10 protein-coding genes and 1 pseudogene are annotated in these 13,999 nt (G+C 65.1%); 8 read left to right on the forward strand and 3 right to left on the reverse strand.

Annotated features, from left to right (window positions below; genetic code table 11):
* Together N4G42_RS04495 and N4G42_RS04500 are read left to right on the forward strand one after the other, a co-directional pair.
* Positions 1-265 (forward strand): electron transfer flavoprotein subunit alpha/FixB family protein (locus N4G42_RS04495; RefSeq protein WP_260666321.1); only part of this gene is annotated, 265 nt, incomplete at its 5' end.
* A 128-nt stretch (positions 266-393) separates the two neighbouring features.
* Positions 394-1,377 carry a Bug family tripartite tricarboxylate transporter substrate binding protein gene (locus tag N4G42_RS04500; RefSeq protein ID WP_260666322.1) on the forward strand — a complete coding sequence of 328 codons (984 nt, stop codon included), beginning with the start codon at positions 394-396 and terminating at the stop codon, positions 1,375-1,377.
* Positions 1,378-1,412: 35 nt separating this feature from the next.
* Here N4G42_RS04500 and N4G42_RS04505 read toward each other — a convergent pair whose 3' ends face one another.
* Positions 1,413-2,258, reverse strand: a complete 846-nt coding sequence (locus N4G42_RS04505) for a MurR/RpiR family transcriptional regulator (RefSeq protein ID WP_056058413.1) — start codon at positions 2,256-2,258, stop codon at positions 1,413-1,415.
* Between the two features lie 255 nt (positions 2,259-2,513).
* On the opposite strand from N4G42_RS04505, the gene N4G42_RS04510 reads away from it, so the two are divergent.
* From N4G42_RS04510 to tal, 4 genes are all read left to right on the forward strand, one after another.
* Positions 2,514-3,542, forward strand: coding sequence for an ABC transporter substrate-binding protein (locus tag N4G42_RS04510; protein ID WP_260666324.1), 1,029 nt, complete (start codon positions 2,514-2,516; stop codon positions 3,540-3,542).
* A gap of 96 nt (positions 3,543-3,638) precedes the next feature.
* Positions 3,639-5,789 (forward strand): ABC transporter permease, encoded by a 2,151-nt coding sequence (locus N4G42_RS04515; protein ID WP_260666359.1) that lies wholly within the window; start codon positions 3,639-3,641, stop codon positions 5,787-5,789.
* A 26-nt stretch (positions 5,790-5,815) separates the two neighbouring features.
* Complete coding sequence (locus N4G42_RS04520; RefSeq protein WP_260666325.1) at positions 5,816-6,898, forward strand: ABC transporter ATP-binding protein; 1,083 nt, start codon at positions 5,816-5,818, stop codon at positions 6,896-6,898.
* Positions 6,899-6,905: 7 nt separating this feature from the next.
* Positions 6,906-7,856 carry a transaldolase gene (gene tal / locus N4G42_RS04525; protein ID WP_116748975.1) on the forward strand — a complete coding sequence of 317 codons (951 nt, stop codon included), beginning with the start codon at positions 6,906-6,908 and terminating at the stop codon, positions 7,854-7,856.
* Positions 7,857-8,876: 1,020 nt separating this feature from the next.
* Here the strand turns inward: tal and N4G42_RS04530 are convergent.
* A complete protein-coding gene (locus N4G42_RS04530) occupies positions 8,877-10,274 on the reverse strand; it encodes a sensor histidine kinase (protein ID WP_056744047.1) in 1,398 nt (465 codons plus the stop codon).
* Between the two features lie 156 nt (positions 10,275-10,430).
* Positions 10,431-11,147: a response regulator transcription factor gene (locus N4G42_RS04535; protein ID WP_099731189.1), complete on the reverse strand. Its 717-nt coding sequence runs from the start codon at positions 11,145-11,147 to the stop codon at positions 10,431-10,433.
* Between the two features lie 174 nt (positions 11,148-11,321).
* On the opposite strand from N4G42_RS04535, the pseudogene N4G42_RS04540 reads away from it, so the two are divergent.
* Together N4G42_RS04540 and N4G42_RS04545 are read left to right on the forward strand one after the other, a co-directional pair.
* Positions 11,322-12,572: pseudogene (locus N4G42_RS04540) on the forward strand (ABC transporter substrate-binding protein).
* A 123-nt stretch (positions 12,573-12,695) separates the two neighbouring features.
* The gene (locus N4G42_RS04545; protein WP_056058431.1) at positions 12,696-13,814 is read left to right on the forward strand and encodes a carbohydrate porin; all 1,119 of its coding nucleotides are present in this window, start codon (positions 12,696-12,698) and stop codon (positions 13,812-13,814) included.
* Positions 13,815-13,999 lie beyond the last annotated feature (185 nt).

A 13,999-nucleotide genomic window follows, 5' to 3' on the forward strand; every position in this document is an offset into this window, starting at 1 on the left:
GGCGCTCGGTGCCAGCCGCGCGGCGGTGGACGCAGGCTACGCACCCAACGACTGGCAAGTGGGCCAGACCGGCAAGATCGTGGCACCGCAGCTGTATGTGGCCGCCGGTATCTCGGGTGCTATCCAGCACTTGGCGGGCATGAAGGACTCCAAGGTGATCGTGGCGATCAACAAGGACCCTGAGGCACCGATCTTCAGCGTGGCCGACTACGGGCTGGAAGCGGATCTGTTCACGGCTGTGCCTGAACTGGTCAAGGCCGTCTGAGCCCCGCAGATCACAGGCACACCCCATTCGATGGGATCTGAGTGCTATAAAAAAATATAGCTTTTAGCGCTTGTTCGACGAGCGCTGAGGCTGCTTTTTATACCTATAAATCAGCAGGAGACAAAACCATGAGCACATTCCTTTCCCGTCGCAGGCTTGTCCAGGCCACTGGCGCAGCGCTGGCCAGTACGGCATTGCCAGCACTGGCCCAAACCAGTTGGCCCAGCCGCCCGATTCGCATCATCGTGCCGTACACGGCGGGCGGGTTTACCGACCAGATGGCGCGTCTGCTGACGGTAGGCCTGCAAAAGCAATTCGGTCAGCCGGTTGTCATCGACAACAAACCCGGTGCGAACAGCATCATCGGCGTGGATGCCGTCGCCAAGTCCGCCCCGGACGGTCACACCTTTGGTGTGGTCATTCCGGCCTTTACCGCCAACACCACGCTCTACCCCAAACTGCCCTACAACCCGCGCAAGGACCTGATGGGCGTGTCGCTGCTGGGTGTTTCTCCGTTGGTGGCGGCGGTGGCGCCCAATGCACCGTTCAAGACGGTGAAAGAACTCGTGGCCTATGCCAAGGCCAACCCTGGCAAGGTGAGTTTTGCCTCATCAGGCACAGGCTCTGCCGCGCACCTGACCAGCGAGCTGCTCAAGTCACTGACCAAGACCTTCATGGTCCACATTCCCTACCGCGGCGCAGCCCCGGCGTTGACGGACTTGCTCGGCGGCCAGGTGCCCCTGTTCCTCGACCCTCCGCCCAACCTGATCCAGCCCGCCAAGGCAGGCCGCATCACCCTCATCGGCGTGGCCAGCGAAAAGCGCTTGCCCATGTTGCCTGACGTGCCGACCTTCATCGAGCAAGGCGTGCCCGGCATGCTGGGCAGTACCTGGGCCAGCATGATTGCACCCGCAGGGACGCCGCGCGACATCGTCAAGCGCATGTCGGACGCCGTGAACGCCATCATCCAGAGTGATGAAACCAAGGCCAAACTCGACACCATGGGCACCTTTGGTGAAGGCACCACGCCCGAGGCGTGCGACGCTTTTCTTGCGGCCGAAACGACCAAGTGGGGCAAGGTGATCCGCGACGCGGGTGTCACGCTGGACTGAGAACGCGTGGGCCGGCCCGGCCTGATGGCCAGGATTTACGCGTAACGCTTGGCCCGCAGGTTTTCCTTCATCTGCTGCAGGATCGGCTGCAGCGAGCTGCCGATGCGTAGCGCCACGCAGGTGGCCAGCACGTCGATGATGAGCAAGTGCATGAGGCGCGACACCATGGGGCTGTAGCGGTCGTAGCCCTCGGGGTGGTCGGCCGCCAGATGGATCTGGCAGGTGCTGGCCAGGGGCGAGCCGCTGGCGGTGATGACGATGGTGGTGGCGCCGTTGCGGCGGGCGATGTCCGCCGCGTCCATCAGGTCGCGGGTGCGGCCCGAGTTGGAGATGATCACGGCGCAGTCGCCTGGGCCCAGCAGGGTGGCGCTCATCACCTGCATGTGGCCGTCGCTGCTGGCAATCGAGGTTACGCCCAGGCGGAAAAACTTGTGCTGTGCGTCCTGCGCCACGATGCCCGAGTTGCCCACGCCGTAGAACTCGATGCGTTTGCCTTTCTTCCACGTGTCTGCAATGGCCTCGGCCGCACGTTCGATGGCCACGGTGCTGGCCGCGTTGCGGTATTGCAGGAACGCTGCCACGGCGTTGTCCACCACCTTCACCAGAACGTCACCGGTCTTGTCGTCTGCATCCACACTGCGGTGGATGAAGGGCACGCCTTCGCTCACACTGCCTGCCAGCTTGAGCTTGAAGTCCGCCAGCCCGTCGTAACCCATGCTGCGGCAAAAGCGCACCACGGTGGGTTTGCTCACATGCGCGCGCTCGGCCAGCTCGCGCACGGGCAGGCGGGCGAAGGTGCGGGGGTCGGTCAGCACCAGCTTGGCCACGCGCTGTTCGGCGGGGGCCAGCGAGGGCAGGGAGGCGGTGATGCGGTCGAGCATGTCAGTCTGTGAAGGCAGGGCAGGCTGCGCAGGGGGCCTTGGAAAGGGCTTGGGTGGACGCTTCATCCACCGGCTGGGCGCGCGGTGGTGGGGCCATCTGCGTTTAATGTAACTCGGTTCCCAAAGGTATGGGGCCCGCGCAATCCCTGCCTTTCAACCTGCTTGCACGGGGCCTGGGCGTTTCCCCCCTGGCTCGGGCAGGCCCTGCACGCATAGCATCCTCCATCACGTTATCCAGATACTGAGGAGCCTTCCATGCGCAAACCCTTGCTGACAAAACTTCTGGCCGGTGCGGCCCTTGTGGCCGCTGCATCGGGCAGCTGGGCCCAGGGCCAGGTCAACATCATCTGCTCGGTGCAGGCCGAGTGGTGCAACCTGATGTCCACGGTGTACGCCAAGACCACTGGCACCAAGGTCAACATGACGGCCAAGGGCTCGGGCGAGGCGTTGGCGCAGCTCAACGCCGAGCGCGCCAACCCCAAGACCGACATCTGGTTTGGCGGCACAGGCGACCCGCATCTGCAGGCGGCCGAGCAGGGCCTGACGCTCGAATACAAGTCGCCCCAGCTGGCGCAGCTGTACCCTTGGGCACAAAAGCAGGCGGGCGATTCCAAGTACCGCACCGTGGGCGTGTACCTGGGCCCGCTGGGTTTTGGCTACAACAAGGAGCTGCTGGCCAAGCGCAAGCTCAACCCGCCCCAGTCGTGGGTCGACCTGCTCAAGCCTGAATTCAAGGGCGAGGTTCAGATGGCCAACCCGGCCTCTAGCGGCACCGCCTACACCATGATCGCCACGCTGGTGCAGATCATGGGCGAGGAAAAGGCGTTTGAATACCTCAAGGCCCTGCACCCCAACATCAGCGCGTACACCCGTTCAGGCACGGCGCCTGTCAAGGCGGTTGCACGCGGCGAGACCACGGTGTCCGTGAGCTTCGTGCACGACGTGACCACCGAGGCGGTCAATGGCTTCCCCGTGGGCTCGGTCACACCTTCTGAAGGTACTGGCGCCGAGGTGGGCTCCATGAGCATCGTCAAGAACGGCCCCAACACCGAGGCCGCCAAGAAGTTCTACGAATGGGCGCTCACGCCGGGTGGTCAGCAGTTTGGCCTGGCGGCCAAGCAGTTCCAGCTGCCCAGCAACACGCAGGTGCCCAAGGACCCGCGCATGACCGATCCGGCCAAGATGAAGCTCATCAACTACGACTACGCCAAATACGGCGCCAGCGCCGAGCGCCGCCGCCTGATTGCGCGCTGGGAAAAAGACGTGCAAAACGCAACGCGCTAAGGGGTGGTGGTGTCGGCAGCAGCGGCGGCGCACGCAACCCTTCGGACCAGGACTCCCGGTGCCTCGGTCAACCGGCCCCTGTGGGTCTGGCTGGCCATGGGCGTACTGGGGTACCTGGTGTTCCCCTGGTATGCACAGCAGGACGCCAATGGCCTGTTGGCGGTGGGCCAGGTCTTCAGCAGCGAGCAGGCCGCCAACGGGCTGATGCAGGCGGCCTTGTTCGGGCGCCCCTGGCTGTGGCTGGGCCTCGCCGGGCTGGTGGTGGCGGGCCTGGGTGCGTGCCTGCCCGCCGGGCGCAAGCAGGGCGCCCTGCTGGTGGCGGGGGGTGCACTGGGGCTGGTGGCCCTGCTGCTCAGCGGCTTTGCGATTGGTGCGCGCGGCTGGGCGTTTGAATGGATGAACACCAGCCTGGGCGAACTGGGCGCGCGCCAGCCCGGCATGGGCTGGGGCGGGTTTGTGGTGCTGTCGGCGCTGCTGGTGCTGCTGTCTTTCGGGGTGGCACGGCGGGGCTTCTTCAAGGGCGACCTGTTCGTGGCTGCGGCAGTGGTGGGCTGTGGCAGCCTGCTCGCGCTGTTCATCGTGTTCCCGGTGCTCAAGGCGCTGTCGGCTGCGTTTTTTCTGGAGGACGGCCCGTTCTCGCTGGCCGTGGTGTGGGAGCGCATTGCGCACGAGCGCAACTTCAGCCTGTCGTGCCTGGCGGGCGGCCAGCGCTGCGGCGTGGCCTGGAACACGCTGTTCCTGGGCTTGATGACGGCCACCAGCACCACGCTGCTGGGCACCTTCATGGCCCTGATGGCCGAGCGCGCATCGCGCCGCTATGCGCGGCCGCTGAACATCGTGGCGCTGCTGCCCATCATCACGCCGCCGTTTGTGGTGGGCCTGGGGCTCATCCTGCTGTTCGGCCGTGCGGGGGTGTTCAACCAGTTTCTGGAATACGCGTTTGGCATCACGCCGTCGCGCTGGTTCTACGGCTGGCTGGGCGTATGGGTGGCGCAGACCTTTGCCTTCACACCCATTGCTTTCATGATCATGCGCGGCGTGGTGCAGGGCGTGGCGCCCAGTCTGGAAGAGGCCGCGCAAACGCTGCGTGCCAGCCCGCACCGCACCTTCATGACCGTGACTCTGCCGCTGCTCAAGCCGGGCCTGGCCAATGCGTTCCTGGTGGGCTTCATCGAAAGCATGGCCGACTTCGGCAACCCCATCGTGGTGGGCGGGCAGTTCTCGGTGCTGTCCACCGAAATCTTCTTTGCCATCGTGGGTGCGCAGTATGACCAAGGCCGTGCCGCGTCGCTGGCCTGGATCCTCACATTCTTTGCGCTCACCGTGTTCGCCATCCAGCGCGGCTTGCTGGGCAAACAGAACTTCACCACCGTATCGGGCAAGGGTGATGCAGGCATTGCCATGCCGCTGCCCACCGGTGTGCGCCGCGTGGTGCACTCGATTGCACTGCCCTGGATGGCGTTCACCCTCATCGTGTACCTGTTTGCGCTGGCCGGCGGCTTTGTGCAGACCTGGGGGCGCGACTACACCATCACGCTGGCGCATTTCCGTACCGCGTTCAGCGTGGAATGGGGCGAGTTTGGTGTGGTGTGGGCGGGCACGGCGTGGAACTCGTTCTTCACCACGCTCAAGCTCGCCGCCATCTCGGCCCCGCTCACGGCCACGCTGGGCATCGGCATTGCGTGGCTGCTGGCGCGCACCGAGTTCCGGGGGCAGGGCGCGTTCGAGTTTGCAGCGCTGCTGGCTTTTGCCATTCCCGGCACGGTGCTGGGCGTGAGCTACATCCTGGCGTTCAACGTGCCGCCGTTCGAGCTGACGGGCACGGCACTCATCATCGTGCTGTGCTTCATGTTCCGTAACCTGCCGGTGGGCGTGCGTGCGGGCACGGCGGCGTTCAAGCAACTCGACCGGTCGCTGGATGAGGCGTCCGTCATGCTGCGCGCAGGCAGCGTGCAGACGCTGCGCCATGTGGTGCTGCCGCTGCTCAAGCCCGCGCTGGTGGCTGCACTGATCTACAGCTTTGTGCGTGCCATCACCACCGTGAGCGCGGTGATCTTCCTGGTCACCGCCGAGAACGAGCTGGCCACCACCTACATCATCGGCCGCGTGGGCAATGGCGACTATGGCGTGGCGCTGGCGTACTGCACGGTGCTCATCGTCCTTATGTCGGCCTCCATCGGACTCATTCAGCTGCTGGTGGGTGACCGCAAACTGGGCCGCCGTGGAGCCGCTCCCGCTGCGCATTGACCCCCTCTGAAAAAAGAAAACACGCCATGAACAACAATGACGCGGGCATCGTGTTCCGCAACATCACCAAGCGCTACGGCAGCGACAGCAGCGCGGCCCTGGCCGTCAAGGGCATCAGCTTTGAGGTGCCGCGCGGCACGCTCACCACCATCCTCGGCCCCTCGGGCTGCGGCAAGACCACCACCTTGCGCATGATTGCGGGGCTGGAATCGCCCACTTCGGGCGAGATCTTCATCGCAGGCCAGGACGTGACCACGCTGGGCCCCGCGCAACGCAATGTGAGCATGATGTTCCAGAGCTACGCGTTGTTCCCGCACATGAATGTGGTGGAGAACGTGATGTACGGCCTGCGTATGTCAGGCCAACCCAAGGAGCAGGCGCGCACCAAGGCCGTGGAGGCGCTGCGCGGCGTGGGCCTGGTGGGCTATGACGACCGCCTGCCCAGTGAACTCTCGGGCGGGCAGCAGCAGCGTGTGGCCCTGGCCCGTGCGCTGGTGCTGGAGCCCGAGGTGCTGCTGTTTGACGAGCCCTTGTCCAACCTCGACGCCCGCCTGCGCCGCGAGATGCGTGAAGAGATCCGTGCGCTGCAGCAGCGCCTGTCGCTCACGGTGGCCTACGTCACGCACGACCAGGCTGAGGCCATGGCGGTGAGCGACCAGATCATCGTGATGAACCAGGGCCTGATTGCACAAAAGGGCTCGCCCCGCGCGCTGTATGAAACCCCGCACAGCGAATTCGTCGCGGGCTTCATGGGCGAGGCCATGCTGTTCCCGGCTGTGGCCGACGCTGACGGCACAGTGGCGCTCGGCCCACTGGTGTTGCGCCCCCGCATGGCGGTGAAGAGCTGCCCGGTGAAGGTGGCGGTGCGGCCGGAGGCCTGGCGCATTCACCGCCAGGGCGAAGGCCTGCTGCCCGCGCGGCTGGACAAGCGGGCCTACCTGGGCGCCGTGTACGAATACACCTTCGAGACTGCGCTGGGCCATATTTTTGTGGTGTCGTCCGACCTGGACGATGTGCTGGCTGTGGGCGACGCGGTGCAGCTGAGCCTGGGTGCCCACGGCGTATCAGTGGTTGGTAGTACCGAAGGCGCCCGGACCAATGCGGAATAATGGCGCCATGACGAACCAACTCGACGCACTCAAACAGTTCACCACCGTGGTTGCCGACACCGGCGACTTTCTGCAACTGGCCCAGTTCCGTCCGCAGGACGCCACGACCAATCCCTCGCTGATTCTCAAGGCGGTGCAAAAGCCCGAATACGCGCCGCTGCTCAAGGACACCGTCGCCAAGTGGCAAGGGCGTGCGATGGACGAGGTGATCGACCGCCTGCTGGTGCGTTTTGGTTGCGAGATCCTGACCCACGTGCCCGGCCGTGTTTCCACCGAAGTGGACGCCCGCCTGAGCTTTGACACCAGCGCCACCGTCACGCGCGCCGAGCGCATCATCGAGCTGTATCAGGCCGAAGGCATCCACATCGACCGCGTGCTCATCAAAATCGCGGCCACGTGGGAGGGCATCCAGGCCGCCGCCCAGCTGGAGCGCAAGGGCATCCACACCAACCTCACGCTGCTGTTCTCTTTTGCCCAGGCCGTGGCCTGCGGCCAGGCCAAGGTGCAGCTGATCTCGCCCTTTGTGGGCCGTATTTACGACTGGTACAAAAAGCAGGCAGGCGCGAGCTGGGACGAGGCCGCGCGCGCAGGCGCCAACGACCCGGGCGTGCAGTCGGTCACGCAGATCTACAACCACTACAAGCGTTTTGGCATTGCCACCGAGGTGATGGGCGCGAGCTTCCGCAATGTGGGGCAGATCACGGCGCTGGCCGGGTGCGACCTGTTGACCATTGCGCCCGAGCTGTTGGCGCAGCTGGCTGCGAGTGATGCACCGTTGCAGCGGGCGTTGGATGCAGAGGCTGCCAAGGGCATGGACTTGCCTGCGGTGAACTATGACGAGGCGGGGTTCCGGTTTGCGCTGAATGAGGATGCGATGGCGACCGAGAAGCTGGCTGAGGGGATTCGGGCGTTTGCGGTGGATGCTGTGAAGCTGGAGAAGCTGATCCTCGCGGCTTGAGGTTTGTTTTTGTATTGGGGCGGCTGGTGCCTGGGGTGCAGGTGCTGGCCGCTTTTGTTTTTGGGTATTCGCAAGGCTACTTGCTTATCAGGTGGTGTGCCTGGTTTGAGTGCGGAGGCCGGGAGTCGCCCCGGCGGGCGAGGTACTTTTCTTTGCTTCGCCAAAGAAAAGTACCCAAAAGAAAGGCGACCCCCAGTCTGCGACCCCTGCGCTTCGCTCCGGGGCAAACCTGCGGCGGAGCGGTTGTGGGGTGCGCCGTGGAACTCGCTTTGCGCTGCGCGCGCCGCTCAGACATCCACGGCGAGTCAGTTGACGAGGCATGGGCGCTCCGACGCCCATGCTCACCCCACAACCGCCCCGCCGTAGGCACAGCCAGCAGGGGGTGGACAGCCGAACATCCAAACAACCGAACAACCGAACAACCGAACAACCGAACAGCCGGACAGCCGGACATCCATTCGGGCCATTGCTGCGCTCGGCCGTGCCTGCGCAGCGCGTGGCGCTTACGCCCGCGAGACGGGGCCGAGCGCAGCGCAGCGAAGCAATGGCCCGTGTGGATGTCCGTTTTTGGGTTCCCTTCTGCGCGTGCCGAGAAGCGCAGGGCAGGGGGTGCGTGCGTGTGCCGAAGGACACACGCACTTCGTGCACTGACTTGCCGCAGTTGTTTGAACGGAGCGCGTAGCGCGCAGTGAGTTCTGCGGCGCACCCTCTGTGCGAGCATCGCAGGTTGCCCGTAGCGCAGCGAAGGGACGCGCGCAGTAGGGTCGCCCTTTCATTGGTGACTTTCTTTCGGCGACGCGAAAGAAAGTTACTCGCACGCCGGGCGACTCCCGGCCTCCGCCCTCAGTGCCGGCATGCCATTCGATGAGCACAAGCCCCCAAGACTGAGCGTGAAAAAATACGCATCAAACCGTCAACGTCGGCCGGAAATCTCCCGTCCGGAAGTGCTGAAGATCACTATAAAAATCATAGCTGCCAAGACATGAAGCACTAGCGCACCCAGCCAAAAACACCAAAAACTCACCCCGCAGGCAGCCGCATCCCCACCCGCAACCCCTTCGGCACCACCCCTTCCGCCACCGTCCGCCCCCCGTGCCGCAGCGCGATCTCTTCCACGATCGACAGCCCCAGTCCGCACCCCCCCGCCTTGTCCGACCCGCGCCAGAACCGCGCAAACAGATCGCCCAGGTGCTCGGCCGGCACGCCCGGTCCGTCGTCCTCCACCACCAGCAGCGCCCAATGCCCCGGCTCTTCATGGCCCACGCGCACCGTCACCGTGGCGCCGGGGCCCGCGTAGTGCAGCGCGTTGTCGATGAGGTTGTTCAACGCCTCGCGCAGCAGCAGCGGGTGGCCCTGCGCGGGCAGGTGGTCCACGCCCTCGTAGCCCAGGTCCATGCCCTGGGCCAGGGCGCGGGCGGCCCATTCGCGGGCCACCTCGCGGGCCAGGGCGGCGAGGTCGATGGACTGCATCTCCACGTTCGACTCCGAGCGCGCCAGCTGCAGCAGCTGGTGCACCAGGTGCGCGCTGCGTTGCGCGGCCGACAGCACCTTTTGCAGGCGGGCCTGCACTGCGGGTTCGTGGCTTTCGTGCAGGGCCAGTTCGGTCTGGCCGATCAGGCCTGCGAGCGGCGTGCGCAGCTGGTGGGCAGCGTCGTTCAGAAACCGCTTTTCCTTTTGCTGGCCACGCGCCACGGTCTCCAGCAGGCGGTTGATGGTGCTGGCCAGCGAATGCACTTCCTGCGGTGCAGAGGTCAGCTCAATGGGCGGCAGCGGCGTGGTGCCCGTGTGGGGCTGCGCGCCTGCGCGCTCAATTTGCGCCTCCAGGCGCTTGAGGGGTTGCAGGCCGCGCAGCACGCCCGCATACACCACGGCACTCAGGGCCAGGCCCATCAGGCCCATGGGGAACACCATGCGCTCCAGCAGTTCCTGCGCAATGCGCTCGCGCACTGTGAGGCTCTGGGCCACCTGCACGCGCAGGCGCTGGCGGGTGGAGGCGGTGCCGTAGTCCACATCCAGCAAGGCCACGCGCACCGGTTTGTCGTCCACCCGCGCCTGGTACAAAAACGCCTCGCCCACCGCCACATCAACCTGGGCGGGCGGTGGCGGCAGCTGCGCGTTGCCCAGCAAAAAGCGGCCGGGCGGGGACGACACCATGTAGGTGATGCGGTCGGCTGGGTCCTGCTCCAGGATGTCCTGCGCGGCCTTCGGAAAGTCCACCAGCAGCCCATCGCCAATCGGCTTGATCTGCCGCGCCAGCGCCCGCACCGACTGGGTCAGCGTCTGGTCAATGCCCTTCTCGCCGTTCTGCAGCGCAATGCGCCACGCCAGAAACCCACCCGACAGCCACAGCACCAGCTGCGGCAGCAGCAGCCACAGCAGCAGCTTGCGTTGAAGAGAGACCCCAGGTACGTGGCGCATGTTTCAACAGTCAAAGATAGGCGGCGCTGCGTTGAAAACCGGCACGGCCCACGCGAGGGCCGCCGCGCAAGGGCCGCCCCGCCGCGCTGGCGGCGTCCCCCTTCCCGCGCACAGCGCGAGAGAAGGGGGAAGCGACGCAGCCGCTCAGGGGGATGCTCACGGTTTATTCAGCATGTACCCCAGCCCCCGGATATTGCGGATCACCAGATTGGACTGGTCGAGCTTCTTGCGCAGGCGGTGCACATACACCTCCAGTGCATTGGAGTTCAGCGGGGCGGCGGTTTGGCCCGGCTCGGGCGGGCTGGCGCGCCAGGCGGCCAGCACGTCGTCGCGCGTGACGACTTCGCCACAGCGGTGGGCCAGCAGCTCCAGCAGCTCCCACTCACGCTGGGTCAGCTCCAGCAGGTCACCGTTCAGGGCCGCGGCATGGCTGGCGTGGTCCAGCACCAGGGGGCCGATGGTGGTGCTGACGGCGCCCGCAGCGCTGCTGGCCTGGGTGAAGGCGGGCTGGCGCGCGCGGCGCAGCATGGCCTGCAGGCGGGCCTGCAGCTCCTGCATGTTGAAGGGCTTGGTGATGTAGTCGTCGGCCCCGGCGTTCAGGCCCAGCACGCGGTCGTCGACGCCATCGCGGGCGGTGAGGATCAGCACGGGCAGGCCGGCAATGTGCGCGCGGGCCCAGGTCAGCAGCTCCATGCCGTCGGCGCCGGGCAGGCCCAGGTCCAGGATGATGCCGTCCACCGCCTGCGTCTGCAAAAGCGCCATGGCCTGCGCCACGCTGCTGGCGGTGCAGACGCTGTAATCGAGTTGCTTGAGCTGGCCGGTGAGAGCGTCGAGCAGGAGGGCGTCGTCTTCGACAATCAGTATCGTGGCCATGGATTGAGCATAACAAAGGCCCCTGCAACGGGCCCTCTGTGGGGCCGCTGCGACTCTCAGGGAAAGCCCTGAGAATTAAATTAATTATTGTAATTAAAGTACCGACTGCGCTGAACGGCACCGGTATCACGGCGCAGCAACGGGTTCTGAAAACAACGTCGAGGAGACAAGGGTATGTGGAAGATGACAAAGATCGCCGCACTGGCGGTGGGCCTGGCGGCCGCGATGTCTGCCAGCGCGGGGGAGGTCGAGGTCCTGCACTACTGGACATCGGGCGGCGAGGCCAAGTCGGCCGCCGAGCTCAAGAAGATCATGCAGTCCAAAGGCCACACCTGGCGCGACTTTGCCGTGGCGGGCGGCGGTGGCGACAGCGCCATGACGGTGCTCAAGAGCCGCGTGATCTCGGGCAACCCGCCCTCGGCCGCCCAGGTCAAGGGCCCGGCCATCCAGGAATGGGCGTCCGAAGGCGTGCTGGCCAATGTCGATGCGCTGGCCAAGACCGAGAAGTGGGACGACGTGCTGCCCAAGGTGGTCGCCGACGTGATGAAGTACAAGGGCAGCTACGTGGCTGCCCCGGTCAACGTGCACCGCGTGAACTGGCTGTGGGCCAGCTCCGATGCGCTCAAGAAGGCGGGCGTTGCCAGCATGCCCAAGACCTGGGACGAGTTCTTTGCCGCTGCCGACAAGCTCAAGGCCGCAGGCCTGGTCCCGGTGGCCCATGGCGGCCAGAACTGGCAGGACTTCACGACCTTTGAATCCGTGGTGCTGGGCGTGGGCGGTGCCAAGTTCTACCAGGACGCCCTGGTCAAACTGGACGACAAGGCCATCAACAGCGACACCATGAAGAAGTCGCTGGAGACCTTCCGCCGCATCAAGACCTACACCGACCCGGGCGCTCCCGGCCGCGACTGGAACCTGGCCACGGCCATGCTCATCCAGGGCAAGGCGGGCTTCCAGTTGATGGGCGACTGGGCCAAGGGTGAGTTCATCGCGGCCAACAAGGCGCCGGGCAAGGACTTCCAGTGTGCAGCGGCACCGGGCACGGCCAACGCGTTCACCTTCAACGTGGACTCGTTCATCCTGTTCAAGCTCAAGGACGCAGCAGCATAGAAGGCGCAGAGCGACTTGGCCAGCTCCATCATGAGCCCTGAGTTCCAGGAGGTGTTCAACCTCAACAAGGGCTCGATCCCTGTGCGCACCGGACAGAAGATGGACAAGTTTGACGACTGCGCCAAGCTGTCCAGCAAAGACTTTGCCGACACTGCCAAGAGCGGTGGCCTGGTGCCCAGCGTGGCCCATGGCATGGCGATTGCGCCTGCCACCGAAGGGGCGATCAAGGATGTCGTCAGCCAGTTCTGGAACGACGACAAGGTGAGCGTCGGCGACGCCATGAAGAAGATCGCGGCCGCCGCGAAGACCAAGTAAGCCGTGTCCAACACACGCACCCGCACGCACTAAAACCAACCCCAGAGGGATCCCATCATGAAGACAAGAAACCGCCTCACGGCGGTGGCTTTGGCCGCCGCATGCGCGAATGGCGCCTTTGCTATGGACGTAGCAGGCTTTGAGTTCAACGGCTACTCCCGCGGTGGCCCGGTGTTCAACCACTCCGATGGCGTCAAGGGCAACCTGACGCTGGGCGGCGAGCTGCAGAAGTACCGCCTGGGCAACGAGGGTGACAACGGTATCGAAGTTAACTTCGCCAAGGGCTTCGAGGCCGGCGGCATCAACTGGAAGGTGAACTACATGCCCGCCAAGTGGGGCAGTGGCGACATCAGCACCGAACAGGCGTTTGTGGAAATGAGCGGCTTCTCGTTCTCGCCCGAAGCCAAGTTCTGGGTCGGCCAGCGCCGCCTGCGGATCCAGGACGTGCACATCGTCGACTACTTCCTGCTGAACTACGGCGACAACATCGGCGCTGGTGTGACCGACGTGCCTGTGGGCGGCATGAAGCTGGGCGTGGGCGTGTTCTCCGGCGACAAGTTTGACGGCGGCCTGCCCAACAACGTGAAGGCACACCGCATCAACGCCGACCTGTCCGAGATCAACACCAACCCCGGCGGCAAGCTGCGGGTGCTGCTGACCGCCGTTGGCGGCAAGAACCAGGTGGGTGGCGGCTCCGGCTCTGGCATCTCGTTGATGCACACACAAAAGGAGTTCCTGCTGCCCAGCATCAGCAACACGCTGTATTTGCAGACATCGCGCGGCCATGCCCGCATCGACGGGGAGTTTGAAGCCATCGAGGGCACCAGCGCAGGCAAGCGCGCCACCCGCATTGCCGACTCCATCAACTGGCAAAGCGGCCCGTTTGGCGGCCAGGCCCTCATTGGCTACCAGACCAACAAGGCTGACCTGACCGGCGTGGAGACCAAGGACTTCTCGCTGGGCGGCCGTGGCTCGTACGCGTTCACCAAGAACTTCAAGGGCCTGGTGGAGCTGTCCACCACCACCCGTAAGGGCAGTGGTCCGGACCAGCGCCTGTCCAAGGTCACGCTGGCGGGTGCCCTGGCCCTGAACGAAGACTTCTGGTCGCGCCCTGAGCTGCGTCTGTACGTGACGAAGGCCAACTGGAACCAGGCGGCGGCGGTGGCCAACGCAGGCACCTTTGGCGCCAATGGCAAGACCTCGCGCACGCTGGTGGGCGTGCAGTACGAGGTGTGGTGGTAAGAACCTGCTCAAGATCTTTTCGGGGTCGCACAAGTACCTTGCCGGGATGGGGTGCAAGGCGCGGGGCGCAGTGGATAGCCCGGCTATCCACAAGCGCCGCAACGCCGCAGACCGCCCGGCAAGGCACTTGCCCGAAGGGTTGGAGTGAAATCGGGCGATTGGACGCCTCGGCTGCTTGCGTGGGC

Source organism: Acidovorax sp. K2F, assembly GCF_025246485.1.
GTDB lineage: Bacteria > Pseudomonadota > Gammaproteobacteria > Burkholderiales > Burkholderiaceae_C > Acidovorax > Acidovorax delafieldii.